The organism is Vulcanococcus sp. DEBay_Sum22DG08_74 (assembly GCF_017852955.1).
In the GTDB taxonomy this organism is placed as follows: Bacteria; Cyanobacteriota; Cyanobacteriia; order PCC-6307; family Cyanobiaceae; genus Vulcanococcus.
In genome coordinates this window covers 1-26,314 of the sequence record NZ_JAFMKL010000017.1, presented here as the reverse complement: position 1 = coordinate 26,314, position 26,314 = coordinate 1, and the positions used below count along the sequence as shown (strand labels likewise).

The following is a 26,314-nucleotide window of genomic DNA, read 5'->3' as shown; positions in this document are numbered from 1 at the left end:
CAATCCGCAGGGCGTTGGCGATCACCGTCAGCCCCATGCCCACGGCCGGACAACTGGGGAAGACGCTGGCATCAGCGACATAGAGGTTGGCCAGCTCATGGCTCCGCCCCTGGAGATCCACCACCGAGGTCGCCGGATTGGAGCCCATGCGGCAGGTGCCGCAGACACTACCCATCACCGTCAGAGGAGCCTCACCGCGGGGGTGCGTTGGAGCGGGCTTCACCACATGGCAAAGGGGGTCGTTCTCCACCTTCTTCAAGGTGTCGATCCAGCGATAGACCAAGCGGTCATGGGCCTCGCGGTTGTTCGGGAGGTAGTGAATCTGGAGATGATTCCCCCGCAGGGTCACCCGGTTGTGGGCATCGGGCAGAACCGGGCTCATCGCCCACCAGGTCACCGATCGGGCAGCCAATTGCTCCAGGCCAAAGTTGGGCATCAACTTGGTCACCAGGGAGAGAACCGGTGGGGATTCCGCAAACAGGGCGTCCTGCAGAACACCGCCGCCACTGGCAATCGAGCCCAGGGGGAAGCTGACATTGCTGTCGCCCCAGAGGTAATCCGTGATGCCCAGGCTGCGGCCGTAGCGACCGGAATTGGCCGCCGCCGCCAGCTGAATAATCGACGTCAGCTGGGGCTTCATCAGATTGCGGCCCACCTGATCAGAGCCGTTGGCCAGTCCGCGGCTGTGGTGCTCGGTCGCTGAGCGCAGCAGGATCGCAGCACTGTTGATGGCGCCTGCGGCCAGAACCACCAGATCGCCACTGAACAACCAGGCGTGACCGTCGACCTCCGCCTCGACCGCACGCACCTCATTGCCGCTGGGGTTGACGTGCAGGCGGCGCACCTTGACGCGATCACGGACGCTGACATTGCTGGCCTGTTTCGCCAGATCCACGCCGAACAACTCCGCATCACCCGTGGGGTCCTCAGCGGATTCCGACCAACTCAGCGGCAGGGCATAGGGGTGGGTCCCCTGGCGCTCCAGCGCTGCCCTGAGCTCAGCCACCCAGGGCTCAAAGGACCTCGGGCGATGGCCATAGGGCCCAGTGCGACCAGGCTCAGTCGGGTCGACACCGGCTTCGCCGTGGACCCGATAGAGCGCTTCGGCCCGGTCGTAGTACGGGGCGAAATCCTCGTAGCTCAGCTCCCAATTCGGAGCCGTCCCCTCCTGCAGAGGGAGGCCGCCAAACTCGCGCTCGCGCATGCGCTCGAGAACGCCGCCCCAGATCTTGCTGTTGCCACCCAAGGCATAGATCGTCTGGGGCGAGAAGGGATCCCCATCGGTCCCAAACCACTGCTCACCAGGGTGGTAGCGGTCCTTGCGGAACAAGTCGACGTCCGCGACGTTCTGATCCGCCAGGGGCATCACCCCACCGCGCTCCAGCAGCAGGATGCGCTTGCCCGAGGCCGCCAACTGTCCAGCGATCGTCCCGCCAGCAGCACCGCTGCCGATCACGATGACGTCGTAGTGAATGTCGTCAATGATCATGGTTCTTGGGCTACTGCCAGACGTAGATCAGCAAAAAGAGGATGATCCAGATGACATCCACGAAGTGCCAGAACAAGGACGTGGCCTGAACTCCCTGTTCCCCGCCGCTGTAATTGCCGGGGATGAATGACTTCACCAACATCAATCCCATCAACAGGATTCCCGTCGCCACATGGAGGCCGTGGAAACCGGTCAGGAGATAGAACGTGCCACCAAAGGTTCCCGAGGTGAAGCCAAACTTCAGGCCGCCCCATTCCACGGCTTGCCCAAAGAGGAAGTAGGCCCCCATGGCCATGCTCAGCAGCCAGAACCCCCGGAAGAGAGCCATGTTCTCTTTGGCCTTGAAGTGCTCAGCCAGGGCGATCGTCCCTGAACTGGACACCAGGACCACGGTGTTCACCAGCGGCATCTTCCACTCCAACCCCTCGACCCCAGGGGGAAGCCAGTCGAGGGCTGAGGTCTTCAGCAGGGCATAGCCGCTGAAAAAGGCCAGAAAGATGACGCTTTCTGAGCACAGAAAAATGATGAAGCCGGTGAGGTTGTGCTTGGGATGCAGCTCCAACTCAGCCTGAGGGGTCGTCGTCGTCATTGCGCCGCCTCCTGCAGCACCAAGGCGCGCTCCAGCTCAGCCTGGTGTTGCACCAGCGGTTCGCCGCTGCCATAGCCGTAGGGACGCGCAATCACCGTGGGGACCTCCTCCCCAAAGTTGTCCTCCGGCGGCGGAGAGGGCAACAACCACTCCAGTCCGATGGCATTCCAGGGGTTATGGGTGGCCTTAGGACCACGGATCCAGGAGCTCACCATATTGAGCAGGAAGGGAATGATCGAGACCCCCAGCAGAAAGGCCCCCAGGCTGGCGATCACGTTCCAGAAGGTGAATTCAGGGTCGTAGCTCGACACCCGCCGCGGCATCCCCATCAGACCCAAGGGATGCATGGGCAGGAAATTCAGATTGGCCCCCACAAAGGTGAGCAGGCAGTGCAATTTGCCGAGACCTTCGTAGGGCATGCGCCCGGTGAACTTCGGGAACCAGTGGTAGATCGCCGCAAAGATCCCCATCACCGCGGCCCCGTAGATCACGTAATGGAAGTGACCGACGACGAAGTAGGTGTTGGAGACGTGAATATCGATCGGCACCGTGGCCAGCATGATCCCGGTGATGCCAGCAAAGACAAAGTTGAAGAGGCCCCCCAGGCAAAACAGCATCGGGGTCGTCAGGCGTAACTTCCCGCCCCAAAGAGTGCCCAGCCAGGCAAAGACCTTCACCCCCGTTGGCACGGCAATCAACATGGTGGTGACCATGAACAGATTGCGCATCCACTGCGCCACACCACTGGTGAAGAAGTGGTGAACCCAAACAATCAAGCCCAGGCCAACAATGATGAAGGAGGCAAAGGCGACGTAGAGGTAACCAAAGAGTGGCTTCCTGGAATACACCGGAAACAGCTCTGAGAAGACCCCAAAGACCGGCAGGATGATCACATAGACCGCCGGATGGGAATAGAACCAGAAAAAGTGCTGATAGAGCACCGGATCACCACCACCCTCAGCCCGGTAAAAGCTGGTGCCGAAGTTCAGGTCCATCAGCAACATGATCGCCCCGCCCGTGAGCGCGGGCAGGCCAATCAATTGCAAGGACTGGGCCGCAAAGGCGGTCCAACAAAACACAGGCATCCGGGTCAGGGTCATCCCCGGGGCCCGCATGCGCAGGATTGTCGTCACAAAGTTGATCGCACCCATGATCGAGGACACCCCCGATAGGGCCACGGCCGTAATCCAGAGGCCCTCGCCATTGAAGAGGTGTCCCGCCGGGTTCTGAAGACTGACGGGCGGATAACTCCACCAGCCGGCGTAGGCCGGACCACCTGGGACAAAAAAGCTGGCGATCAAAATCGATCCAAAGATCGGAACCAACCAGAAGGCCACCGCATTCAGACGCGGGAAGGCCATGTCGGGCGCACCGATCATGGTTGGAATCAACAGATTATTGAGACCGTTGAGGACCGGAAAGATGAACAGGAACAACATGATTGTTCCGTGCATCGTGTAGATGCCGTTGTAGACCGAGCGATCAACCAGATCGGCGGCAGGTGTAATCAGCTCCCCGCGGATGACCATGGCCAGCAGGCCACCGATCAAGAAGAAGAAGAAGGCCGTAACGATGTACTGGATGCCAATGACCTTGGCGTCCGTGCAAAAGCCGAAGTAGCGCTTCCAGCTGCTCTGCGGTGGCGGTTCAGGGGGAAAGGTGGCGATGGTCATCGGCTCAGGTCTCAGGCGTCATGGGGCTGATTGGGGTCTCCAGGGACATTCACCTGAGGGGGCGGAGCGGGAGGGACGGTCGCCCAGCCCGGGTTGGGCTTGGTCTGACGGATGGCGAACTCATCCACGGCAAGGCTCAGGCCCGGCTGCAGCGGTTGGCGCGCGGCCTGCTCGAGCCACTGCTGATGGGCCTGGGAGTTCTCCACCACCACATCGACCTGATTCGCGGCATGCCAGGTGCCACTGAACTGGGCATCCCGCAGGCGGTAGATCCCCTCGCGCGTTGGCGTGAGATTCAGATCAATCGCCCGGCCAGGAACCACGTCCTGTTTGATGCGGAAGGCGGGGATAAACAAGCTGTGGAGCACGTCCTCGGAGACCAACCGCAAACTCACCGGTTGATCCAGCTCCAGGTGCAGCTCAGTCGAAGAGACGTTGCTGCCGGGATAGCGAAACTCCCAGGACCATTGGCGGGCAATCACCTCGACCTGTTCAGCCGGCAAGCGATCGCCGGGATAGCCCCCCACCTCTTCTGTGGAATTGCGCAGATGGATGTGCTCCATCGGACCCAACATCCCCAACTTGTCGCTGGCGCGAATCGTCCAGAAGGCAATCGCCATCACCAACACAAAGGGAATAGCGGTCCAGATGACCTCCAACTTCGTGTTGCCTTCAATCGGGAAGGCGTCGCTGTCGTCGTACTTCTCGGCGCGGTTGAAGAGCACCACCCAGACCATCACCGAGACCACGCCAAAGAAGACGAAGGTGCCGATGGCGGTCTCCAAGCTGAACAGGTCATCCACCAACGGCGCCGCCGTTGAGGCCTGAACAGGAAGCCAATGGTGGGACTGCTGACCCATCCAGACGCTGAGGGCCAGGAGCAGAACAACCCAAACCAACCAGGCCAATAGAGCGGGCCGGGAGAGGCTGGGGCGGGGGGCGCTATTGCTCATCTCAGGGCAGGGCGGTGTGAAGGTCAGCGCCGGCCTGCAGCAACTGGTCAGCCGCGATGTGCACACCGAATTCAGCTGCCAACTGGGCGCCGAGGGTCCCGTGCAAACCCAGCAGCGCAAACATGCCGAGGCCGACTAGCAGGTAGAGCCACTGCACCTGCCGCCCCATATCGCGCCGCCAGAGATAGCGCTGGAAACCACGCCAAACGGTCATGGCCGTAATCACCGTGAGCAGCAGCACGCCGCCCACGCCATGCCAGAGCATCGTGGTCATGCTGCCGAGCCCAAAGGTGCTCACAACACCCGGCAGCGGGACGGCGGTGAGCATTTCGTAGAAGCCACTGGCGACGGTGAAAAAAGTCACCAGGCAGCAGGCCAGCAGGTTGTACCAACCGACGTCGTGAAAGCCCCCGCGGGTAATCGGAAGGGCCAAAAAGCGAAAGACCCGTTTTTCCAGGGGGTACAGAGCACCCACCACATCAAAGGCAATCGCAATCACAAACAAACCGATGGTGAGGTGCACCAAATTCGGATGAATGGGCAGGGCATAGGGCAAGCCATTCGGCCCTAACTCCCCCGCGATTTGATCAATGGGAGTGGCCTCTGGGCTGTAGGCCAAGGCCATCGCCTGAACGAGCATCAGATCAGCCCCTCCCGCGTGGCCGCCACCACCTTCACGGTGTGCAGGCCATAGGTCCAGATCAGCTTGTCGCCCAGGACCACCTGGACCATGATCAAGGCACTGACCAAGGCCCCAGCTCCGAGAAAGGAGAGCGGCAGGGCCGCAGGATTTCGGCTGCGCAGCACATAACGCCAGCCCGTCAACAGGGACAACACACCGGCCAGGGACCAGCCAATCGTGGTGTGAATATCAAGGATGTTGCGCGCTGCGCCATAGGGCGAGGCCAAACCGGCCTCCACCTGACCAAAAATGATCGCAACGAAGATCGCGCCCGTCGCGAATAACAAATTCCAGAAACTGGCTTCAAACAGCGCCGGGCGGCGCCAGATCACCCCGATCAGATCGAACACGAACCCGATCAGGGCCATGGCGATCACGAAATGCACCACGATTGGATGAATCGTGTCCATCCAAGGGAGGTTGTGATCGTTGAGCGGCGGCAGCAGCTCAAGCATGAAGAACGGGCCAGGGCTCAACAGTGATCAGCCTGGCCACGGCTTTTCAAACTGTCAGCCGATTTGTGATGAAGCGGAGGCGACCTGCCTAGCGTTCAAGGCAGTAACCGATGGCCATGGTCCGCCGCGTGCTCCTGGCAGGCTCCGGCCTGATGCTGATGGCGTTCCTTGTGCTTCATCTCATCGGCGTCGCCATTGCTCCTCTCGCGCCACTGCAGTTCGAGCACTACGCCAGCGCCCTGCATCACAGCTGGTGGCTGCCTGTCGTTGAGGGACTGCTGCTACTCGCGGCCGGCCTGCACGTCAGCCTCAGCCTGGGCAAAACCCTCAGCAACTGGAGAGCGGGAAACCATGCTCAGCTCCAGAGTCGACGTGGCGATCGTCTTGGCAGCTGGAGCGCCCGATTGCAACCCCTCGGCGGTCTCACCCTGCTGCTCTTCATCGCTGTCCACCTCAAACAGCTACGACTACCGCGACCAGCCCCTGGCCTCGAGCTCCTGCACTTGAGCGCAAGCCTCCAGTCCCCCATCACCCTGACCCTCTACGGACTGGCCTGCCTTGCCCTCGGACTGCATGTCGTCCAGGGCGGTGAGTCGGCACAGCGCAGCTTGGGAGTCCTCAATCCAGAGAATGCTGGGATCATCCGCAGGACGGCCCGCGCAGTGGGATTGATTCTTGGCCTGGGCTTCGCCGGTTCCGCCGGCTGGTTGGCCTTGCAGGGATGACGCCGATGAACGCCCTCAATCCTCGAATTCCCTCGGGTCCGGTTCGTGATGCCTGGACCAGAACCAAGGAAGAGCTGCCCCTGATCAGCCCACTGCGCAAGCGAGAGCTGACGATCCTGGTTGTTGGAACGGGCTTAGCTGGATCCTCGGCCGCAGCGACCCTGGCGGAGCAGGGTTACCGCGTGAAGGTGATCACCTTTCACGACAGTCCCCGCCGTGCCCACTCGGTCGCCGCCCAGGGCGGGATCAACGCCGCCCGGCCGGTTGCCGTTGACGGCGACAGCATCAGCCGACTGTTTAGGGATACCGTCCGCGGCGGCGACTTCCGCGCCCGCGAAGCGGGCTGTCACCGCCTCGCTGAAATCAGCAGCGCGATCATTGATCAATGCGTGGCCCAGGGGGTGCCCTTTGCCCGCGAGTACGGCGGCACCTTGGCCACCCGCAACTTCGGCGGCTCCCTGGTGAGCCGCACTTTTTATGCCCGTGGGCAGACCGGTCAGCAGCTGCTCTACGGCGCCTACCAGGCCCTGATGCGCCAGGTGCAACTCGGGCGGGTGGAACTGCTACCCCGGCGGGATCTGCTTGAGCTGATTCGCGTCGACGGGGTCGCCCGAGGGGTGATCTGCCGCAATCTGCTCAGTGGAGCCCTGGAAACCCACACGGGCCATGCGGTGGTGCTCGCCACCGGTGGCTACAGCAACGTCTACTTCCTCTCCACCAATGCCCTGAAATCCAACGCCAGTGCGATCTGGCGGGCCCATGAACAGGGGGCCCTCTTTGCCAATCCCTGCTTCACACAGATCCACCCCACCTGCATCCCCAGCGGCGATCCCTACCAGAGCAAGCTCACGCTCATGAGCGAGAGCCTGCGCAACGATGGCCGCGTCTGGCTGCCGCAACGCCGCCAGGACAGCCGTGATCCAGAGACCATTCCTGAGACCGAGCGGGACTATTTCCTCGAGCGCCAATACCCCAGCTACGGGAACATGGTCCCGAGGGATGTGGCATCCCGCAGGGCACGGGAGCTCTGCAATGAAGGCCAAGGTGTGGGCCCAGCCGGTCGCTCGATCTACCTGGATCTTCGCGATGCCATCCGAGAGAGCGGCCGCGATGTCATCGAGAAGCGCTACGGCAACCTTCTGGAGATGTATGAGCGGATTAGCGGCGAAGACCCGTACGCCAAGCCGCTCAAGATCTACCCCGCACCGCACTACACGATGGGCGGGCTTTGGGTTGACTACCACCTGATGAGCTCCATTCCTGGGCTCTTCGTGCTCGGGGAAGCCAACTTCTCTGAACATGGGGCCAACCGCCTTGGCGCCAGCGCCCTGATGCAAGGCCTCGCAGACGGCTACTTCATCGCACCAGCCACCGTCACCGCATGGCTGGCGAGTCACAGCGGACCGCTGGTCACGCAAGACCATTCGGCCTGCCGGGAAGCCCTGGCGGCTGCCCAGACACGAATTGCCAGCCTGGTCGCCACGAAAGGGGACACCCCAGTCGATCAATTCCACCGTCAGTTGGGCCTGACGATGATCGAGCGCTGCGGCATCAGCCGTGATGCCGCTGGACTGAGCCAGGGACTCCAGGAGGTCCGTGAACTCGAGCAGGACTTCCGCGCGCGGGTTCGCATTCCAGGCGGCGCCGAGGGACCCAATCTCGAATTGGAAAAAGGGCTTCGGTTAAGCGACTTCTTTGGCTTAGCCCAGTTGATGCTCCGGGACGCCCTGGCCCGCGAAGAATCCTGTGGGGCCCACTTCCGCGAGGAGCACCAAACCCCAGAGGGTGAAGCCCAGAGAGATGACGAGCACTTCGCCCACATCGCCGCCTGGGAGTACCAAGACGGTGCCGACCCCTTACGTCACAGCGAACCTCTGCAGTTCACAGCCCTGCAACCCAGCACCCGCAGCTACCGATGACGCCCACCCTCTCTCTCACGCTGAGGATCTGGCGCCAGGAGCACCAGCAGACCAAGGGCACCTTCCAGACCTACACGCTCCAAGGCCTCAGCCCCGACCTTTCTTTGCTGGAGGTGCTGGATCAGTTGAACGATCAGCTCATTCGCAGCGATGAGCGCCCGATCTACTTCGAGCACGACTGCAGGGAAGGGATCTGCGGCAGTTGCGGATTCCTCGTCAATGGCCAGGCCCATGGCTCCCAGCGGGCGACGACTGTTTGCCAGCTCTACGTCAGGGAGTTCCAGGACGGAGAAACCGTGACCTTGGAACCCTGGCGCGCTGCGGCCTTCCCTCTCCTTCAAGATCTGGCGGTTGAACGCTCAGCCCTGGACCGGATCATTGCCGCCGGCGGCTACTGCTCGATCAACACCGGGCAGGCACCCGACGGGAACGCGATGTTGATCGGACAGGAGCAGGCTCTGTCCGCCTTTGAAACAGCCACCTGTATCGGCTGTGGCGCCTGCGTTGCCAGTTGCCGCAATGCCTCGGCGAGCCTCTTCACCGCCGCCAAGTTGGCTCACCTCGGCCAGCTCCCCCAGGGACAACCCGAACGGCGCTCACGGGCGCGTTCGATGCAGGCCGCGATGGAGCAGGAAGGATTCGGGAGTTGCAGCAGCAATCTCGAATGCGAAGCCGTCTGCCCGAAAGAGATTTCAGCGGACTGGATCAGCTGGATGAACGGCGAAGCTCGCTAAGAGCAGTCAGTGGGACCAGAGGGACTTGAACCCTCACAACGTTGCCGTCTGCGGATTTTAAGTCCGCTGCGTCTACCAATTCCGCCATGGTCCCGGCGCAGACCATCTTAGATTTGCCGGGACGTTGCACCATCGCCGTGCCGCTGCCCGGGTTCCTCAGTTCCCTCACCAATGAGACCCTGCTGGTGCTGGCCGCCTACGGGGCACTGGCCGGTGCCTACCTGGTGGCAGTCCCCCTGGCTCTGATGGCTTGGATGACCAAGCGCTGGACCGTGATGGGCAAGATCGAGCGCACGGCGGTCTATGGACTGGTGTTCCTGTTCTTCCCCGGACTGATCGTCTTCGCCCCCTTCGTGAATCTGCGTTTGCAGGGCCAGGGCAACACTTAATGGGATCCGGCATCACACGCGGCAAGGCGCTTCTGGCCGGCCTGGCCATCTTTGGCATCGGCGGTATCGGTTACTGGGGCTTCCAAGCCGCTGGCTTTGAAGGGTTTAGTGCGGGCATTGCCGCCCAGGCCCTCCTGGTGGTCATCGTCCTGGTCTGGACGGGCTCTTACTTGTTCCGGGTCGTGACCGGAAACATGACCTACATGGAGCAGCGCCGCCGCTACCGCTCGGGTTACGACGCTGCCACCGACGAAGAGCTGCAGAAGCGTTTTGACGCCCTCAGCCCCGAAGAGCAAGAGAAGCTCATGCGGGAACTCGCCCAGGACAGCGAAGGCTGAGGCCATAGGCTCAGCTGCAGATCTCACGCTGCCGTGACCACCAGCACCCCGATCCAGCAGCGTTTTCAGAAGCTCAAGACCGAGGGCCGCTGCGCCTTGATGCCATTCCTGATGGCCGGCGATCCGGATCTGGAGCACACCCGCTCCACCCTCCTGGCCCTGGAGGCCGGCGGGGCCGACATGATCGAACTGGGGATTCCCTACAGCGACCCCCTGGCCGATGGTCCGGTGATCCAAGCCGCGGCCAGCCGAGCACTGGGCAGTGGGACCACCCCTGGTCGGGTGCTGGAGATGCTCCGCAGCCTCAAGGGCGAGCTCACCATCCCGGTGATCCTCTTCACCTACAGCAACCCCTTGCTGAACCGCGGCATGGAGACCTTCTGCCGCGATGCCGCAGCGGCGGGTGCCGCCGGCCTGGTGGTGCCTGATCTCCCCCTGGAAGAAGCAGAAAAGCTTTCGGCCATTGCCGAAGCGGCAGGGCTGGATCTCGTGCTGCTGGTGGCGCCCACCACCCCGAGCGATCGCATGGCCCGCATCGCCCAGGCCAGCCGCGGCTTCACCTACCTGGTCAGCGTCACCGGGGTCACCGGGGTCCGCACCACCCTGGAAAACCGGGTCGCCACCCTGGTGCATCAACTCAAAGGAATGGGGCCAACCCCAGTCGCCGTTGGCTTTGGCATCTCCGGCCCCGAGCAGGCGCGCCAAGTTCGTGATTGGGGCGCCGATGGCGCCATCGTCGGCAGCGCCCTGGTCAAGGTCATGGCTGAAAGCCACAGCCAGCAGGGGGACATTGCTGCTGCTGCGGGTCAGTTCTGCGGCCAACTGCGCCAGGCCCTCGACAACTAAGCGGCCAGCCCTCGATCCGCACGGCAGAATCAGCGCAGTTCGCCCCTGCGAGGGACCGTTTTCAATGGCGCTGCGCAACCGCCTCTCCCGTGGACTCCTTGGCGCCGCGCTGCTGGTCGCCCCCAGCGCCGCCCAGGCCGGCTGGAGTGAGTACACCTCCAACATCTCTGAGGTGGATGCCTGCAATCAGGCCCAGTACCTGATGCCCGAACAGGCCGTTCCTCAGCAATACGTGCTCAAAGTCAAGGACGGCAACTTCCGTTGCAAGGTGCGCTGGAGCGACAAAGCCGGCGCCGAACCCAGCAACCTGCCGGTGCTGCTGCCCGCCAAAATTCGCCAGCCGATCTTCGCCGGTGGCTGGCTGTAACTTGCTCGCACACGCCTGCTGATCCGTGCGCTTTGTTCTCTGGGGGACCTACTGCGAGAACGCGCTGGAGAAGCGCACCCCTTACCGCGAGGAGCATCTCGCGGGGCTGCAGCGCCAAAAGGATGACGGCGTACTGATCACCCTGGGGCCCACGGAAACCAGCAGCCACGTCTTCGGGATCTACGAGGCCGAGTCCAAGCAGCAGGTGGTGGATCTGCTCCACAACGATGTGTATTGGCGCCAGGGAATCTGGACGGCCCTCGAGGTCTACCCCTGGATCCAGGCCTTCTAGATCAAGCCTTCGGCCAACCGGCTTGGCTCTGCTGCCAGACCCACTCAGCCACCTGCTGGACACCGTCCTCACCCAGGGCCTCGACGTAGCCGCTCATCTGTCCCTGGCCCTGGGCAGCGATCGCCGCAATGGCCTCCTGGGAGGCAATGCCCTGGCGCTCTAGGGCCGCCAACTTCAAGGTTTTGCCGCGGCGAATGATGTTGCCGCCATTGAGGTGACAGCCCGCGCAGTGGAGCTCAAACAATTGGGCACCATCGGCCCAGGCCGGCTGCGCCACGCTCAAACCCAGCAGCAACACCAGAGCCAGCACCAGCCGGCGCAGCAACGCAAGGGACATCAGGTCAAGGGCAAGGGGGGCGCAGCGCGCCAAGCGTCAGTCTGACCGGCCCACTCCCGGTGTGTCCGCGCTCAAATAGCCCCACACCCACGCACCCCATGCTGTCCTTTCTGCACAGCGCCGACTGGCAGATCGGCAAGCCCTACGCCCGGGTCCAGGACCCCGACAAGCGGGCCAAGTTGCGGCAGGTGCGCATCGCCGCCATCGATCAAATCGGTCAATGCGCCAAGGAGCAGGCGGCCGCCTTCCTCCTGGTCGCCGGTGATCTCTTTGACTCACCAACCCCCAGCAGCAGTGACATCAGTGCGGTCTGCCAGGCCCTCGGCCGCCTGAGCTGCCCGGTGCTGGTGATTCCTGGCAACCATGACCACGGTGCCCCAGGCAGTGTCTGGCACCAACGTTTTTTCCAGGAGGAGTGCCAGCGCCGGGCCCCCAACCTCCAGGTGCTTCTGAGCCGCGAACCGCTCGTGCTGGAGCAGGCGATCGTGCTGCCCTGCCCGCTGTTGCGCCGCACGGACAGCCAGGACCCCACCGCTTGGGTGCGATCGATCGATTGGGCCTCACTGCCCAGCGACCGCCCTCGCCTCCTGCTTGCCCATGGCTCCATCCATGGTTTTGGCTCCGATGACCTGGATGCCGATGAGGAGAACCCCGCCAGCGCCCAGAACCAACTGCGCCTCGATGCAGGCCTACTGGAGCAGCTGGACTACGTCGCCCTGGGGGATTGGCATGGCCTCAAACAGGTCCATGCCAAGGCCTGGTACAGCGGGACCCCGGAGCCCGATCGCTTTCCCCGCCATGACGCCTACCGCGATGGAGTCGTCCTGGCGGTGCGCGCTGAGCGGGGGAGTCTTCCCGAGGTGACCCCTCTGGCGACTGCGATGCTGCAATGGCACGCCACGGCGGTGCGGCTGAGCAGCGACGCGGAGCTGGAGCGCTTTGAAGCGCAGCTCCAGACGCTCCTGGGCGACGAGCCAGGACAACATCTCCTGCTGCTGGAGGAGAGCGGCAGCCTGAGCCTCGAGGGTCATCGCCGCTACGACGCGCTGATCGAGCGCTTGGAGGCCCAACTGCTGCGGCTCAAGCGCCGCGGGCGCTGCGCCCAGGCTCCCGATCCAAGCGAACTCAAGGCCCTCAGCCAGCGCCCCAGTGACCCCTTGATTGCCAACGTCGCCCATCGCCTCCAGAGCGAACTGGCGGACAGCGCGCTGCTGGAGGAGCGGCGCGAACTGCTGCAGCTGGCCCTGGCCGAACTGCACCGCTGCGCGGGGGAGTAAGCCATGCACCTGCTCTCCTGCCGCCTGCAACGGGTCCGTCAACACCTCGATCTCCAGCTCAGCTTTGGTCGCCAACTGACCCTGGTCGGCGGGGTCAACGAATCGGGCAAAAGCACCCTGGTGGAGGCACTCCACAAAACCCTCTTCCTGCGCTCCACCGCCACCGGGCGCGGTGTGGAGGAGCTGCGCTCACGCACCCATGGCGGCCTGCCGGAGGTCGAGCTCTGTTTTGCCGCCCAGGGAGAACGCTGGACGCTGCGCAAACGCTTCGCTGGTGCCGGGGGAACCTGTCAGCTGAGCAACCAGAAAGGGCAGGCCCTCAGTGGTCCAGCAGCGGAAGACGAGCTGGCGCGGCTGCTGGGCCTGGAGGGTCCCATCGAAGGCAGGCGGATCGCGCAGCTGCCCGAGCGCTGGGCCCACCTCTGGGTGCGGCAGGGGGACGCAGGCTTCAACCCCCTGGAGGGGAAGCCGGAGAGCTACGACTACGAGCGACTGCTCCAGCAGCTGCAATCCAAGACCGATCTCGGAACGCTGCAGTCCCCCCTGGATCGCCAGGTGGTCGAGCAACTCCAGCAGCGCCTGGGACAGGTGTTCACTCCGACGGGGCGCGTGAAGGCCGGATCAGCCCTCGCCCAAGTGCTGCAACGGGAACAGGAGTGCCTGGAGGACCTGAACGGGGCCAAGCAACAACTGCTCGAGCTCGAACAAGCCATGGAGCGCCTGGGCGCCATCGCCGAGAGGCTCCACTGCATTGACCAGGACCTGCGGCCCGCCTTACTGAGAGAGCGGGAACTGGAGCAGCAACAGCAGTTGCTGCAGGCGGAACTTGAACCGGTGCTGCTGCAACGCCAGACCCTTGAGCAACAGCAGAAACAACAGCAGGAACTCAAGCGAACCCAGCAGGAGCAGCAGCAAGAGCAACTCCGGCTGCAAGAGCAGCTGAAGCGGGCACTCGAGCAGGACGCCCTCAAAACCGAGCAGCAGCAGAAGCAGGAGCAGCAGATCGCAGCCGCTCAGCAACAGCTGCAAACCCTGCGGACGCGGCAGGAGGGAGTGCGGCAGCGGCTCGACCTCCTGCAACTGCGGCGGGAGCGCCAACAGCTTGAAGCCCACCAGCAGGAGATGAACCGCCTGCAGTCAGAAGCGAACCGGCTCAAGCAAACCCTGTCCCAACTGCCGCCGATCGACGCCGAACAGGTGCGCGGACTGCGGCGCGCCGAGCAGGCCCTCGCCCAGGCCCAGGCGCGGCTGGAGGCCATGGCCACCAGCATCGAAGTGATCCAAAGCGATCAGGCCATCACGCTCGCCGATGAAGCGATCCAGGCCGGAGAGAAGCGGCAACTCAACAGCATCACTGAACTCCAGGTTGGAGCTGGCGTCCGGCTACGGGTGAGTCCCGGCGGCGGCGACGCGCTGCCCCAGGCCCAGGCTCAGCTGGAGCGCTGCCGCCAAGACTGCGAACGGTTAACCCAGCAGCTCGGGGCCGCCAACAGCGAAGCCGCGGAGGCGATTGAGCAACAACGGCGCAGCCTGGAGCGGGATCTCAGCGACCTGCGCACCGCAGCCAAGGCCATCCCCTGGTCCGGGCTGAGCGAACGTCTCAGTGCCTTGCTCCCGCGCCAGCAGGACCTGGAGCAAGCCATCAGTCTCGATCGCCAGGAGGGACTGCCCAGCGATCCAACGGCACTCGAAGAGCTGGACACGCAGCTACGCCAGACCATCCAGCAACAAAGCAGCGCCCTCGATCAGCAGCTGCAACAGCATCAGCAACAGCGGCAACAGGAGCAAGCCCAGAGCCGCCAGCTGGAGCAATGCCGCAATCGGCTCGAGCAACTCGCCGGCTCCTTGGCGATGGTCGAGCAACGACTGCAACAAGAGTCAACCCCAGCGAGCGTCGAGCAGCTCCAACACCTGGAGCAAGACGTCAAGGAGCGGCGAGCGGTATTGGCGGCGATGGAGAGCGAACGAAAAACACTGCAGCAACAACGCCAGGGATCCGTTGGGGCCCTGCAACTGCTCGAGCAGCTCAACCAGGAGAAAGAGCTTCTCCTCAATGAGCGGGGGCAGAACGAACAGCGCTGCGCCAGCCTGGGAGCCCAAAACCCCAGTGCTCAACTGGAGCTAGCCCAGGCCCGCTGGGAGAACGTCCAGCAGGAACGCCAAACGCAAGAACGGGAGGCCAACGCTCTGCAACTGCTGCAGGAGCACTTCCATCAGGCCCAAGCTGAGCTGGCCAATCGCTACAGCGAACCGCTCTGTTCAGCCCTCAATCCCTACCTCGGGGCCCTCTTGCCGACAGGAGCGGAGAAGGCCCTGTTGGCCTTCAATCCCAAACATGGCTTCCAGCAACTGCAACTGCTGCAGGACAGCCAGGCCTATGACTTTGCGCGACTCAGTGGAGGCATGCGCGAACAATTCGCAGGGGCGCTGCGACTGGCCATGGCCGAAGTCCTGATGGGTGCCTATGACGGTGCCCTGCCCTTGGTCTTCGACGACGCCTTTACCAATACCGATCGGCAACGCCTCGATCCATTGCAAGCAATGTTGCAGCGGGGGATGGAGCAGGGGATTCAAATCATCCTGCTCAGCTGCCATCCCGAGGACTATCAAAACGTTCTGGGCTGGGCACAAAAAAGCCCCCTCCAATCGCTGGAGGGGGCCAATGGCGTGGAGGTCACGCTCAGCCGTTAGGGCTGTCGATCACTCTTCGTCTTCGTCGCTGCCGCCGGCGGGAATCAGACGGATCTGCTTACGGCCAAGCTTGATTTCGAACTCGTCACCGGGCTGAAGATCCAGCATGGCGGTGTAGGCCTTACCGATCAGCAGGTTGCCGTTGCCCTGAACAGTGGCGATGTAGCTGAGCTTGCGGCCACCCTTGCCGACCTTGCTGCTCACGCCCAGCTCAACGCCCTTGGCCTCGAGAAGCGCTTCGTAGAAAGCGGTGAAGTTCAGACGCTCGCCGCCGTCCTTCTTGGAGGAGACATAACCGCAAGCGCGGACGATATCGGACTTACTTACATCGCCAAGCTCTTTAACTTTGGCCAGAAGATCGGAACCGGTGAGCATTGAGGTAGAGGGCTTGAGCCAGATACTCGTGCAACATACAACACGGTTTAACTAGGCACCAGCTCCATGAAGATCAAACCAAGCCAGAATTCGGCAAGGAGTTGAGTATCAAAGGCCTCGATGCATCGAATCCGTGAATTACGCAGGGACGAGCACTCTGAGGCGATCACGATTTATCAGCAGGCCGTCCTGAGTTGCGACCCGAAGCTGTACACGCAGGCACAAAGAGAAGCCTGGGCCAGTCAAGGTCCGGCACTTGCACTTCAGCTCGAGCGCGGTCGCGCCCTGGCCAGCGAAGCAACGGATGGAGGCGTCCTCGCCTTTGCCCTGCGGGATCCAAGCCAACGCCTATCCCTGCTCTATTGCCATCCTGAACACCAGCAGCGGGGCCATGGACGCGCCCTGATTGAGGCCATTGAGGCGGAAGCGACTCAGGACAAGCTCGGCGCCCTCGTCACCGAAGCCAGCCTGATCTCCACCCCTCTACTGCTGAAGCTGGGCTGGCGGATCCGCTGGAGAGAAGAGCTCCTGATCCGCGGGGTGCACTTCGAGCGGTTCAACCTCAGCAAAACGCTGAACCCGATACTGAGCTGATGGCCGAAGCCCAGCTCCAACAGTTCCTCCAGAAGATCCAACAGCTCAATGCCTTCGTGGCCTTGACTGAAGCCCAGCCCGAGCTTCGGCAAGCCCTCAGAGACTGCAGCAACCACCACGATGTGGTCCAACTGGCGGCCCAATTTGGCTTTGACATCGGCCGGCGCTGGGGGGACAGCAGCCCCCAGCCAGACAGGCCCGCTGATCAACCCAATCTGCTGCGGGGGGACTGCCCGGAGTCAGGCCAGGAACAAACCGACGTGCTCGCCAGTGGACAGAACTGGCGCCTCGAGCGAATTCATTCCTGCCAGGCCAGCAGCCCAGCCGAGGGCTGGTACGACCAAGAGGAGAGCGAATGGGTTCTGGTTCTGCGCGGAAGTGCGTCGCTGCACTTTGAAGACGAAGAGCAGCCGCGGGACCTCTGCGTCGGCGATGCGCTGATGATTGCGCCGCATCGCCGCCATCGGGTTACGGCAACCGACCCGAATCCTGGGACGGTCTGGCTAGCTCTGTTCTGGTCGGTGGGCGCTTGAGGTTGGATTGCCGCACCAGCCAATAGGCGGCAGCGAGGGAGAGGATCGCCACCCCCAAGCCAATCAGAACCGCAGGGTCCTTCTGCATCCCCGGGGGAGAAACGATCACCTTGCGGGACACTGCGGTCAGGGCCGTGACCAGCACTAATTCGATCTGAATCACGTGCTCCCGCAGGTAAGCGGTGAGGTTCTGCAGCACCTCCAGGGCAATCAGGATCACCAGCACCTGATCCAACAGGCTCACCAGGCCCTCACCGGTCCAATTGACCTGCAAATCCAGCAGGTCACTGCCCAAAAAGATCAGGAGCTGAAGGGTCGCGACCACCAACACCACGGTGAGGGTGACCGAGAGGACCTTGGCCAGAGCGCGTTCGAAACCCGAGATTCCTCGCAGGAACGCGCGATCACAAAACAGAGACTTCAATTGCGAAAGGGCGTGTACTGAGGCTTAGCCGGAGTATCCCCCGGAGGGTTCACCAACTTGGTGTCGCAGGTGATACTTCCGTCGGCCGCCGTCACGCAGTTCTTGGGTTCCACGGTGGTGGAGGGGCCCACATTGCTGCCGGGTCCCCAGAGGAAACTCTCCGCCTGGGCATGAACGGCCGAAGGCATTGCAGCACCCAGGGCCGCAACGGACGCCCAAGCCAGCCAACGCGCGCAGGTCATCTCAACGGTGCAACGTGCACCCACTGTGACGTGAGTGCAGGCCTCCGTCAGCCGTCTCCGACTTCCAGTCGGATTTCTTCCAGGAGCAGATCCAATTGCCCAAGGGAGTCCTCAACGGCTGGAGCGGCATCGGCGGAACCAACCCCGCCTTGATCCTCGCTCTGCCAGACCGCCTCAATGGCACAGAGACGTTCAGCCAGGCCCACCAAACCGTCACGGCGGTAGGTGCGGTCCAACTCATCCAGCAGGACCGGCATCCGAATCGAGCTTGCCCGCAGGGCTCGCCGCAGGTCCGACTGGGTCCGGCCGCTGTGGCGGAGCCAATCCTTGATGAACGATTGCAGTTCGTCTAACTGCTCAGAGGTCAGAGCAGCCATCAGCGCGTCGGGGGAAACCAGCGATCCAGTTTGCGCTGCGCCCGCATCCGAATGGGTTCGCTCATGTGACTCGAGCAGAGACCGAGCAGGGCGGTCAAGGCCACCAGGTCATCGCTGAAGCCCGCCGCCGGGATGAAGTCCGGGATCAAATCAACCGGAACCAGCAGATAGGTCAGGGCCGCCAGCATCGTCAGGCGAACCTGTGGCGGGGTGCCGGAATCCAACAACAACTCGAGGCATTCGATGGCAGGCCGGGCGATCGCGCGACCTGCACGACGCAGGAGGCGTCGCAGCGCGCCCTCATCGACCTCGGTGCTGCCCAGCACTTGGGCATCAATGGGTTGAGCAGCAGGATCGACAGCCATGGGCTGGTGTCACCTCAAGCGGTGACACCATTCTGAGGGCCGACCTACTGAACGACAGAACTGACGTCGACCAATCCGCTCTGGATGCCCACTTTGCGCAGCTTCCGCAGGGCCCGCTGGACCACCTGACGGCAGTACTCCCGACTGCAGCCCAGGAGACGGGCCACCTCAGCGAGGGTGCGCCACTCATGGCTGCCATCGAGACCAAAGCGCAGCATCACGACGGTGCGCTCTTTCGGCGTGAGGTTGGACTGATCCAGAAGCTTCCAAACCGCGGCATTGCGCTCCGCCAGTTCACAGCGCTCCATGGGAGGCAGATCCTCACTGGGAAGCACATCCACCAGTTCCGTGGGATCGGATTTGGATTTGACGATGCCCTGCAGGCTGACGGTGACGCTGCGGAGCTCACAACCGAGCAAATCCTCAATTTCATCGAGCGGCAAACCCAACGCTGTGGCCAGCTGTTGTGAATTAGGCGCCATGCCATTGCGCTGCATCAAACGCGCCTTTGCAGCCCGCAAACGTGTCAGTTTTTCGTTGACATTGACAGGAATACGAATCGTGCGACTTTGGGTCGAGAGCGCACGGTTGAGTCCCTGGCGAATCCACCAGTAGGCATAAGTACTGAAGCGGTGGCCGCGGGTGGGGTCGTACTTCTCAACGGCTCGGGTCAGACCCAGGGTCCCCTCTTGGATCAGGTCCAACAGGTCAAGTCCCTTGCCCTGGTAGCGCTTTGCCAGGTTGACCACCAAGCGCAGGTTGGCCGTGATCATCTGATCTTTAGCCCGCTCGCCCACACGCATCGTGCGCTTCTCGATGTCGTTGTAGCTGCAGGCTTCACCAACACCACCAGCCGTAGCGCAGCGCTCGTGCAGCTGCACCATGGCTTGTACCTTGCGGCCAAGCATCAGCTCTTGCTCTGGCGTCAACAACTGGTGACGACCAATTTCACCCAAGAAAGCACTCAGCGAGCTGGCCATGTTTGCGCGTTCTGCTGATTTGAACCTAAGGGGTTTTTGACTCAAAAAAGAAAGCCACTAAAAAGCTTCCAACTTTCAAAATTGCTTCCCAAATTCAGACTTATTTCCCAATTGCAGATTGGCTTCCAAAGCCTGAACAAAACCAGCTCAGTCGCTCGCTCGCTACGGTCTGAGGCCCCATCCAGTCCAAGGCCATGCCCGCCCCGGCTCTGATCGCCGACATCGCACCGACCGTTCTCACCCGAGCGGGCGTGGCCTACGTCCACTACCTGAGCTTCATGCTCTGCTTCGGCGCCCTCGTGCTGGAGCGTCGCCTGATCCAGCCCAACCCCAACCGCAAGGACGCCACCTTGATGGTGATCACCGATGTGGTCTACGGAATGGCGGCCCTCGCCCTCCTGGTGAGCGGGATCCTGCGGGTGATGTACTTCGGACAGGGCTCGGAGTTCTATACGGAGAACCCTCTGTTCTGGTGGAAGGTCGGCCTCTACCTCTCCGTGGGTGGCCTCTCCCTCTACCCCACGATCACCTACATCACCTGGGCCATCCCCCTGCGCAAAGGGGAACTGCCCCAGGTCAGCGAAGGCCTGGCCAAGCGGCTGGCCTGGATCCTCAACATTGAACTGGTGGGTTTTGCCCTGATTCCGTTCCTGGCCACCTTGATGGCCCGGGGCGTCGGCCTGCCTGGTTAGCCCCAGCAATGGAGCTACCGCCTCCAGCCTGCCCCCTGGCCTCTGAGGTGCGCCCCTGGTCCGGCCAGGGGCCGCTCTTGATCGAGCCGGTCCAGACCACCGCCAGCAGCGCTGGCTACAGCAGTCGTCTCAAGACCACACCCGCAGGCTGGCCCCATCGCAAGCAGTGGTGCGTCTGGGTGGAGCCCGTGACCACCCAGGGGCCTGGGGCGATTTGGCAGCAGCGCTGGCATCAGGCGGTGCAGGCTGCCCTGCGCACCTGGCAAGACCAGCTGCCGATTCACCTGGTCACCGAGCCGCTGCGGGCCCACGTTCTGGTGGAGCGGCGTCGGCCTCCCCTGCTCAATAACCGCGCCAGCAATGGACGGGCCCTGCTTCAGTTGCGTGAGGTCCGCCGGGATCAGCGCTGGTCCCTCGAGCCGCTGGTGACCGTGCTGATCAGCCCCGGGCAAGCGCAAACGGCCATTCAGGCCACCAGCCTGCATGAATTGGGCCATGCCTTTGGTCTCTGGGGCCATAGCGACCACGCCGGCGATGCGCTGGCGGTCAAGGCCGGAGCGGTCCCGGTCCTGCAGCTGAGCCCCAGGGATCAAGCCACCCTGAAGTGGTTGCAAGAACAGCCCGGTTTGACCCAGGCTGATCAGCCCAGCACCCAGCCATGACTCCGCCCAGGCGGACCCTCTCAGACCTGTTCTTGAGACGGCCCGTATTCAGCTTGGTGCTGAGTCTGCTGCTGCTGCTCATGGGAGCCCTGAGCTTGAGCGGCCTGCAGGTCGAGAACCTGCCGAGCATTGCCCCCGGACGGGTCAGTGTCCGCAGCTCCTACCCCGGCGGCAGCCCCGAGGTGGTGGAGCAAGGGGTGACCGCCTTAATCGAGCAGCAGCTCAACGGACTCGAGCGGCTCGAGAGCATCCGCTCCAGCAGCAGCAGCAGTGGCAGCAGCATCCGGCTGAACTTCCGCGGCGGCTCCCCCGAACTCAATCAGGTCAACACCCAAAACGAAATCGCCCAGGTGCTGCGGCGGCTGCCAGCCCAGGTCGCTCGCCTGGGCGTGCAGGTCAGGCGCAGCTCCGATGACCTCTTAATGGTCCTGAGCTTCAGCGCGGATCCGAAGCGCTACACCCCGCAGTTCCTCAATGGCTGGGTCAGCCAGGTGGTGCAGCAGCGGCTCCAGCGGGTCGAGGGGGTTGGCGATGTGCGTCTGTTTGGCGGGAGCCCGTTGGCCTTCCGGCTCTGGCTCAACCCCGCGGCACTGCTAGAGCGTCAACTGACGATCAACGATGTCGAGCGGGCCCTGCAGGCCCAGAACGTCCTAGCGGCACTGGGACAAACCGGCGAAGCGCCCATGCCCCCGGGGCAGGCCACCACCCTCCCGCTCGAGATGGAGGGCCGGCTGCGCAGCAGCGAAGAACTCGAACAACTGGTGGTCGGCGAGGGCCCCGAAGGCGGAGTCGTGCTGCTGAGGGACATCGGCCGCGTGGGTCTTGGCAGTGAGAGCTATGACGCCATCGCCACGAACCTCCAGGGCAGCAGCGCTGTGGCCATTGGCGTCTACCAGCGGGATGGCACCAATGCCCTGGCGGTCAGTGAGGCGGTGGAGCAGGCCTTAGCGGAGCTCCAGCCGGACATTCCCCCTGGCATTGATCTGCAGCTGATCGTCAACGAAGCCGAGACGATTCGCACCAGCATTGGTGAGACCGCCGGCAGCCTCCGGGATGCGGTACTGCTGGTGTTTCTTGCCCTGCTGCTGGGGCTTGGCAACAGCCGTCTAGCCCTGATCAGCGCCCTGGCGGTGCCGGTCTCTCTGTTGGGGTCGATCAGCCTGATCAAGCTGGCCGGCGGCTCCATCAACACCCTCAGCCTGTTTGGGATGGTGCTGGCCTCGGGCCTGGTGGTCGACGACGCCATCGTCGTCAGTGAGGACATCGGACGGCGGCTGGAAGCGGGGGCCTCCCCCTTGGCCGCCGCCCGCGAATCCATGGCGGAGCTCGGTGGGGCGGTGGTGGCGACCTCCCTGGTGCTGGTGGTGGTCTTCCTGCCGGTGATCGGGCTGGAGGGAAGCGTGGGCCGGCTCTACGCACCCATCGCCATCAGCATCAGCGCCGCCATTGCGGTGTCGACGTTTAACGCCATCAGCTTCACGCCGGTGGCGGCCAGCCGCCTGCTCCACGCGGAACAACGCGAGCCCGCCTGGCTGCTGCGCTGGATTGATCCGCCCCGGCGCTGGCTGGAATCCTTGGAGGCCCCCTACGGCCGCTGGCTCGAGGGCTCCCTCAAGCTGCGGCGCCGCGTCATGGCCAGCGTCCTGGTGGGCCTACTGGTGACCGCCCTGGGCCTGAGCTGGAGACCGACGGCCTTCATTCCCCAGGAGGACAACGGCCAACTGCGGGGGGTCGTTGTGCTGCCGGAGGGGCTCTCCCTGCAGCGCACCGAGGCGGTGATGCAACAGGTCCAAGCGCTGGCGGAGGCGGACCCCGCGATTCGAACCGGCAACTTCTATGCCGGCCGTTCCTTTGGGGACAGCACCCCCAACAAGGGACTGCTCTTCCTGCGGCTTCAGCCGATCGGCAAGCGGGGGCCTGGACGCCCCAGCACCGAGGCGGTGGCCAAACGGCTCAACCGCCAACTGCGCAAAACGATCTCCGGGGCCACGGTGATCGTCAGCCAGCCCCCCAGCGTGCGCGGCTTCAGCAGCGAAGGGGGATTGGAGCTCGAGCTGCTGGACACCAGCAACGGGCAGTTCTCGCTGCAGCAATTTGCGGGCGAGGCCCAACGCCTGATCCAAGCGGCCAATGCCAGCGGATTGTTTGAGCGGGTCTCCACCCGCTTCAGCGCCGATTCGCCGCTCCTGCGGCTGGAGCCCGATCGCCTGCAGATGGCCTCCCTCGGCGTGGAACTGAGCCAACTGGTCAGCACCCTCCAGGCCAGCTTGGGCAGCAGCTATGTCAACGACAGCTTTGAGGGCGATCAGGTCCGCCGGGTGATTGTTCAGCTGGATGGAGAGGGCCGGCGCAACCTCGACGACGTCCTCGCCCTGCAGGTGCGCGCCAAATCAGGAACCCTGATCCCCGTTGGCCAGTTGGTGCGCGTGGAGGCCTCCAGTGGGGCCAGCACGATCAACCACAGCCGCCTGGTGCGCTCCATCAGCATTCGTGCCCTACCGGCCTCGGGGGTCAGCACCGGCCAAGCCATGGCTGAGCTCGAGCGGCTGCAGGGGCAACTGGGGGGACGGCGCACGGACCTGGCCTGGACCGGTCTGGCGGAGGAAGAGAAACGCTCCGGCGGCAGCACCGTCAGGGTCTTTTCCCTGGCGGTCTTGGTCATGGGGCTGGTGCTGGCCGGCCTCTACGAGAACCTGCTGGACCCGTTCATCATCTTGATCACCGTTCCCCTGGCCCTGCTTGGAGCGCTAGGCGGCCTGGTGCTGCGCGGTCTGCCCCTGGATGTCTACGGCCAGATGGGACTGCTGGTCCTGGTGGCCCTGGCCGCCAAAAACGGAATCTTGATCGTGGAATTTGCCAATCAACGGTTGCGGGAGGGGCTGAACCTGGACCAGGCCATCCGCGACTCCGCCCGCTCCAGGCTGCGGCCGATCCTGCTGACGGCCATCTCCTCCCTGGCGGGATTTCTGCCCCTGCTGCTGGCCAGCGGCAGTAGCGCCAGCAGCCGCATCAGCATCGGCACTGTGGTGTTCTTTGGCCTACTGGTGGCCACCGTTTTGAGCCTATTTGTCGTGCCCAGTAGCTACAGGTTGATCAAGGGCTGGGAGCTCGAGCTCAAAGCCCGGAGGAGCCATGGCTAAAGCACTCTGGCCAGGTCTGGCCGCCCTTGGACTACTCGCACTCTGCGGCTGCGGCAGCTCGACTGGGCGTCCGCCGCAGAAGGTCACGGCCGCTCCCCTGGAGCGGGAGGTGTTCGTGCAAAGCATCGACACCGTCAGCACCCTGGAGGCCACCGATGAAATCGAGCTGGCGGCCCAGGCCGGCGGACGAATCCAACGGGTCCTGGTCCAATCCGGTCAGTCCGTTGAGGCCGGGCAACTGCTGCTGGTCCTCGATCAAACCCAGCTCAAGGCGGACGTCTCAGCCCTGCAGGCCCAAAGCAAGAGCGATCAACTGGCCTTTGAGCGACTGGCCGGCTTGGCCCAGGAAGGGGCGGCAACCGCCCTGCAGCGCGATGAATTCGAAGCCAAAGCGATCGGCTCGCGCCAAGCCCTGACGGCAAAGTTGGCGGACCTCTCCTACAAGGATGTACGGGCCCCCATCGCTGGGGTCATCAGTGATCTGAGCGTCAAAGCAGGGGATGTCCTCCAGGCCGGAAGCCCCTTTAGCCGGATCATCCGCAACGAGGCGCTACAGGCCCGGATCGACGTGCCGGCCGGCCAGGCGAACCGGCTCGCCAGCGGGCAGCTGGTGCAACTGCTCGATGGTCAAGGGCAGCGCCCCGTCGCCAAGGGGAGGGTGACGATGATCGATCCCAACATCAACGCCAAAAGTCAGACCCTGCTGGCCAAGGCCAAGATCGAGAATCCTCAGGGCATGCTTCGCGACGGGCAGCGCCTGCGAACCCGTTTGATCATTGGCGCGGAGCGTCACCTGGCCATTCCGTTTGAGGCGGTCACGCGCCAATTTGGCCAGACCTTCGTCTTCGTCGTCGGCACCCCTGCCCAATGGAAAAAAGACCCGGGCAAGACGCCCTTGGCGACCATTGAGCGCCTACCGGCGGGCAGCAACGTGGCGCTCCAGCGCAGCGTCACCCTGGGTCCCCTGCAGGGGGATCGCTATCCGGTCCTCAAAGGCCTCTCGGCCACCGATCGGGTGATCCTGAGCAACGGCAGCGGGCTCCGCCATGGGAGCCCCGTTCGACTCAAACAGCCCTAGTCGCGGCGCGGAGCACCCCGGCGGGAGGCCAACACCTCCTGCACCCGGCGCCAGCTCACGCCGTGATGGGCCAAAGCAACCTGCAGGTGAAAGACGATGTCGGCCGCCTCACCCGCCATCTCCTCAGGACTGTTGTCCTTGCAGGCCATCACGAACTCGGCGCTCTCCTCACCGATTTTTTTGAGGATCCGGTTATCGCCGCCCTCGAGCAACTTGTTGGTGTAGCTGCCGGGTTCCGGCTGGTCACGGCGTCCTTCGATTACCCGCATCAATTCCGTGCAGACATCGGCGGGCGGGGGAGCGGCGCCAGCACCACCAGCCGTCGGGCTCGGTCCATCGTCATAGAAGCAACTGCGCGCTCCGGTGTGGCAGGCCACATCGCCGCGCTGCTCAATCGTGAGCAGCAGCACGTCGGCATCGCAGTCGTAGCGCAGGCCGCGCAGGGCCTGGGTATGGCCACTGGTGGCACCTTTGTGCCAAAGCTCCTGGCGGGAGCGACTCCAGTAGTGCACTTCGCCCGTGGCCAAGGTGCGCTCAATCGCCTCGTGGTTCATCCAGGCGACCATCAGGACCGCCCCGTCGAGCCAGTCCTGAGCGACCGCCGGGATCAGGCCGGCCTCGTTAAAACGAAGGGAGCGAATGAAGGCCGGATCTGGGGCCTGAAATGATGCCTGCAAGGGCTGCCGATCCATCTACCCCGATCCTCCCTCAAGACCCACATCCAGCACTCACCGGGGATGACCGCCGCCTACACCTGCAGCAAAACCTTTAGCGGCTACCCCTGTTGCCACCGGCAGTGGAGGCACAGCGGCCATTGCCGCTTTGTGCACGGCTACAGCCGCAGCTTTTGTTTTTGGTTCCAGGCCGAGGAGCTGGATGAAAACGGCTTCGTGGTGGATTTCTCGAGCCTGAGCGAACTGGAGAAGCAACTGAGGCAGCAGTTTGACCACACCTTTTTGGTCAATGCGGACGACCCGCTGCTGGCGCAATGGCAATCCCTGCATGAGCAGGGGGCCCTGGATCTACGGGTGATGGAGAACGTCGGCATGGAAGCCAGCGCAGCCCTGGTCTGGGACTGGGCCAACAAGCTATTGAA

31 protein-coding genes and 1 tRNA gene are annotated in these 26,314 nt (G+C 63.4%); 17 read left to right on the top strand and 15 right to left on the bottom strand.

All coding sequences use genetic code 11. The features are described 5' to 3' along the window. The 6 genes from QZ184_RS03910 to QZ184_RS03885 all read right to left on the bottom strand — a co-directional run. On the bottom strand, nt 1–1,489 hold a 1,489-nt coding region (locus QZ184_RS03910), incomplete at its 3' end, for a GMC family oxidoreductase (protein ID WP_296418236.1). Nucleotides 1,490–1,499: 10 nt separating this feature from the next. Continuing rightward, nucleotides 1,500–2,078, bottom strand: a complete 579-nt coding sequence (locus QZ184_RS03905) for a heme-copper oxidase subunit III (protein WP_010315904.1) — start codon at nt 2,076–2,078, stop codon at nt 1,500–1,502. Next, nucleotides 2,075–3,751, bottom strand: coding sequence for a cbb3-type cytochrome c oxidase subunit I (locus QZ184_RS03900; RefSeq protein ID WP_296418234.1), 1,677 nt, complete (start codon nt 3,749–3,751; stop codon nt 2,075–2,077). Before QZ184_RS03900 ends, QZ184_RS03905 begins: the two co-directional genes overlap by 4 nt. Before the next feature lie 11 nt (nt 3,752–3,762). Beyond that, complete coding sequence (locus QZ184_RS03895) at nt 3,763–4,704, bottom strand: cytochrome c oxidase subunit II (RefSeq protein ID WP_296415584.1); 942 nt, start codon at nt 4,702–4,704, stop codon at nt 3,763–3,765. A gap of 1 nt (nt 4,705) precedes the next feature. Further along, on the bottom strand, nt 4,706–5,344 hold the full coding sequence (locus tag QZ184_RS03890) for a DUF2231 domain-containing protein (RefSeq protein WP_010315899.1): 639 nt from the start codon (nt 5,342–5,344) through the stop codon (nt 4,706–4,708). Then, the gene (locus QZ184_RS03885; protein ID WP_296418231.1) at nt 5,344–5,841 is read right to left on the bottom strand and encodes a DUF2231 domain-containing protein; all 498 of its coding nucleotides are present in this window, start codon (nt 5,839–5,841) and stop codon (nt 5,344–5,346) included. Before QZ184_RS03885 ends, QZ184_RS03890 begins: the two co-directional genes overlap by 1 nt. A 110-nt stretch (nt 5,842–5,951) precedes the next feature. On the opposite strand from QZ184_RS03885, the gene QZ184_RS03880 reads away from it, so the two are divergent. Genes QZ184_RS03880 through QZ184_RS03870 form a run of 3 tightly spaced genes read left to right on the top strand, consistent with a single transcriptional unit; the run spans nt 5,952 to nt 9,219 of the window. Further along, on the top strand, nt 5,952–6,566 hold the full coding sequence (locus QZ184_RS03880) for a succinate dehydrogenase cytochrome b subunit (RefSeq protein ID WP_296418229.1): 615 nt from the start codon (nt 5,952–5,954) through the stop codon (nt 6,564–6,566). 5 nt (nt 6,567–6,571) lie between these two features. Next, on the top strand, nt 6,572–8,485 hold the full coding sequence (locus tag QZ184_RS03875) for a fumarate reductase/succinate dehydrogenase flavoprotein subunit (protein WP_296415680.1): 1,914 nt from the start codon (nt 6,572–6,574) through the stop codon (nt 8,483–8,485). Continuing rightward, a complete protein-coding gene (locus QZ184_RS03870; protein WP_296415590.1) occupies nt 8,482–9,219 on the top strand; it encodes a succinate dehydrogenase/fumarate reductase iron-sulfur subunit in 738 nt (245 codons plus the stop codon). The genes QZ184_RS03875 and QZ184_RS03870 overlap by 4 nt, the downstream gene beginning before the upstream one ends. Nucleotides 9,220–9,229: 10 nt before the next feature. Here QZ184_RS03870 and QZ184_RS03865 read toward each other — a convergent pair. Continuing rightward, nucleotides 9,230–9,313: transfer RNA gene (locus QZ184_RS03865), tRNA-Leu, on the bottom strand. Between the two features lie 43 nt (nt 9,314–9,356). Between QZ184_RS03865 and QZ184_RS03860 the strand changes: the two genes are divergently transcribed. From QZ184_RS03860 to QZ184_RS03840, 5 genes are all read left to right on the top strand, one after another. After that, entirely contained in the window at nt 9,357–9,608 is a 252-nt protein-coding gene (locus QZ184_RS03860; protein WP_296415593.1) for an NAD(P)H-quinone oxidoreductase subunit L, read from the top strand. Nucleotides 9,609–9,619: 11 nt separating this feature from the next. After that, nucleotides 9,620–9,946, top strand: coding sequence for a DUF3007 family protein (locus tag QZ184_RS03855; RefSeq protein ID WP_029626195.1), 327 nt, complete (start codon nt 9,620–9,622; stop codon nt 9,944–9,946). A 33-nt stretch (nt 9,947–9,979) separates the two neighbouring features. After that, nucleotides 9,980–10,792 carry a tryptophan synthase subunit alpha gene (trpA, locus tag QZ184_RS03850; protein ID WP_296415596.1) on the top strand — a complete coding sequence of 271 codons (813 nt, stop codon included), beginning with the start codon at nt 9,980–9,982 and terminating at the stop codon, nt 10,790–10,792. Between the two features lie 64 nt (nt 10,793–10,856). Further along, a complete protein-coding gene (locus QZ184_RS03845) occupies nt 10,857–11,159 on the top strand; it encodes a hypothetical protein (RefSeq protein WP_296415598.1) in 303 nt (100 codons plus the stop codon). Nucleotides 11,160–11,184: 25 nt separating this feature from the next. Beyond that, entirely contained in the window at nt 11,185–11,451 is a 267-nt protein-coding gene (locus QZ184_RS03840; protein ID WP_010315887.1) for a YciI family protein, read from the top strand. Between the two features lies 1 nt (nt 11,452). Here QZ184_RS03840 and QZ184_RS03835 read toward each other — a convergent pair whose 3' ends face one another. Next, nucleotides 11,453–11,788: a c-type cytochrome gene (locus tag QZ184_RS03835; RefSeq protein WP_296418227.1), complete on the bottom strand. Its 336-nt coding sequence runs from the start codon at nt 11,786–11,788 to the stop codon at nt 11,453–11,455. Between the two features lie 98 nt (nt 11,789–11,886). Between QZ184_RS03835 and QZ184_RS03830 the strand changes: the two genes are divergently transcribed. Together QZ184_RS03830 and QZ184_RS03825 are read left to right on the top strand one after the other, a co-directional pair. Continuing rightward, the gene (locus tag QZ184_RS03830) at nt 11,887–13,065 is read left to right on the top strand and encodes a DNA repair exonuclease (protein ID WP_010315882.1); all 1,179 of its coding nucleotides are present in this window, start codon (nt 11,887–11,889) and stop codon (nt 13,063–13,065) included. Between the two features lie 3 nt (nt 13,066–13,068). Beyond that, on the top strand, nt 13,069–15,756 hold the full coding sequence (locus tag QZ184_RS03825) for a hypothetical protein (RefSeq protein ID WP_296418225.1): 2,688 nt from the start codon (nt 13,069–13,071) through the stop codon (nt 15,754–15,756). Between the two features lie 9 nt (nt 15,757–15,765). Here QZ184_RS03825 and QZ184_RS03820 read toward each other — a convergent pair whose 3' ends face one another. Continuing rightward, nucleotides 15,766–16,131 carry an AbrB family transcriptional regulator gene (locus tag QZ184_RS03820; protein WP_010315879.1) on the bottom strand — a complete coding sequence of 122 codons (366 nt, stop codon included), beginning with the start codon at nt 16,129–16,131 and terminating at the stop codon, nt 15,766–15,768. A 120-nt stretch (nt 16,132–16,251) separates the two neighbouring features. Here QZ184_RS03820 and QZ184_RS03815 point away from each other — a divergent pair, with 120 nt between their 5' ends. Both QZ184_RS03815 and QZ184_RS03810 read left to right on the top strand, forming a co-directional pair. Then, a complete protein-coding gene (locus tag QZ184_RS03815) occupies nt 16,252–16,725 on the top strand; it encodes a GNAT family N-acetyltransferase (protein WP_296418223.1) in 474 nt (157 codons plus the stop codon). Beyond that, nucleotides 16,725–17,258, top strand: a complete 534-nt coding sequence (locus QZ184_RS03810) for a Nif11 domain/cupin domain-containing protein (protein WP_247477467.1) — start codon at nt 16,725–16,727, stop codon at nt 17,256–17,258. Before QZ184_RS03815 ends, QZ184_RS03810 begins: the two co-directional genes overlap by 1 nt. Here QZ184_RS03810 and QZ184_RS03805 read toward each other — a convergent pair. Genes QZ184_RS03805 through QZ184_RS03785 form a run of 5 tightly spaced genes read right to left on the bottom strand, consistent with a single transcriptional unit; the run spans nt 17,194 to nt 19,646 of the window. Continuing rightward, the gene (locus QZ184_RS03805; RefSeq protein WP_010315872.1) at nt 17,194–17,682 is read right to left on the bottom strand and encodes a phosphate-starvation-inducible PsiE family protein; all 489 of its coding nucleotides are present in this window, start codon (nt 17,680–17,682) and stop codon (nt 17,194–17,196) included. The genes QZ184_RS03810 and QZ184_RS03805 overlap by 65 nt on opposite strands. Continuing rightward, the gene (locus QZ184_RS03800; protein WP_010315870.1) at nt 17,679–17,924 is read right to left on the bottom strand and encodes a hypothetical protein; all 246 of its coding nucleotides are present in this window, start codon (nt 17,922–17,924) and stop codon (nt 17,679–17,681) included. Before QZ184_RS03800 ends, QZ184_RS03805 begins: the two co-directional genes overlap by 4 nt. Before the next feature lie 47 nt (nt 17,925–17,971). Beyond that, nucleotides 17,972–18,301, bottom strand: coding sequence for a hypothetical protein (locus QZ184_RS03795; RefSeq protein ID WP_247477465.1), 330 nt, complete (start codon nt 18,299–18,301; stop codon nt 17,972–17,974). Further along, on the bottom strand, nt 18,301–18,666 hold the full coding sequence (locus tag QZ184_RS03790; protein WP_010315866.1) for a DUF1232 domain-containing protein: 366 nt from the start codon (nt 18,664–18,666) through the stop codon (nt 18,301–18,303). Before QZ184_RS03790 ends, QZ184_RS03795 begins: the two co-directional genes overlap by 1 nt. Before the next feature lie 44 nt (nt 18,667–18,710). Beyond that, nucleotides 18,711–19,646 carry a sigma-70 family RNA polymerase sigma factor gene (locus QZ184_RS03785; RefSeq protein ID WP_296418220.1) on the bottom strand — a complete coding sequence of 312 codons (936 nt, stop codon included), beginning with the start codon at nt 19,644–19,646 and terminating at the stop codon, nt 18,711–18,713. A 194-nt stretch (nt 19,647–19,840) separates the two neighbouring features. Here QZ184_RS03785 and QZ184_RS03780 point away from each other — a divergent pair, with 194 nt between their 5' ends. The 4 genes from QZ184_RS03780 to QZ184_RS03765 are packed head-to-tail and all read left to right on the top strand — an operon-like array spanning nt 19,841 to nt 25,218. Next, the gene (locus tag QZ184_RS03780) at nt 19,841–20,338 is read left to right on the top strand and encodes a DUF2214 family protein (protein ID WP_010315862.1); all 498 of its coding nucleotides are present in this window, start codon (nt 19,841–19,843) and stop codon (nt 20,336–20,338) included. 8 nt (nt 20,339–20,346) lie between these two features. After that, nucleotides 20,347–21,000 (top strand): peptidase, encoded by a 654-nt coding sequence (locus QZ184_RS03775; RefSeq protein WP_296418218.1) that lies wholly within the window; start codon nt 20,347–20,349, stop codon nt 20,998–21,000. Beyond that, nucleotides 20,997–24,140: an efflux RND transporter permease subunit gene (locus QZ184_RS03770; RefSeq protein WP_296418217.1), complete on the top strand. Its 3,144-nt coding sequence runs from the start codon at nt 20,997–20,999 to the stop codon at nt 24,138–24,140. Before QZ184_RS03775 ends, QZ184_RS03770 begins: the two co-directional genes overlap by 4 nt. Further along, complete coding sequence (locus QZ184_RS03765; protein ID WP_296418214.1) at nt 24,133–25,218, top strand: efflux RND transporter periplasmic adaptor subunit; 1,086 nt, start codon at nt 24,133–24,135, stop codon at nt 25,216–25,218. The genes QZ184_RS03770 and QZ184_RS03765 overlap by 8 nt, the downstream gene beginning before the upstream one ends. On the opposite strand, the gene hisIE is transcribed toward QZ184_RS03765, so the two are convergent. After that, on the bottom strand, nt 25,215–25,910 hold the full coding sequence (hisIE, locus tag QZ184_RS03760) for a bifunctional phosphoribosyl-AMP cyclohydrolase/phosphoribosyl-ATP diphosphatase HisIE (RefSeq protein WP_296415618.1): 696 nt from the start codon (nt 25,908–25,910) through the stop codon (nt 25,215–25,217). The two genes, QZ184_RS03765 and hisIE, sit on opposite strands and share 4 nt — an antisense overlap. Nucleotides 25,911–25,955: 45 nt before the next feature. On the opposite strand from hisIE, the gene QZ184_RS03755 reads away from it, so the two are divergent. Further along, nucleotides 25,956–26,314: 6-carboxytetrahydropterin synthase (locus tag QZ184_RS03755; RefSeq protein WP_296418212.1), on the top strand; the 359-nt coding region annotated here is incomplete at its 3' end.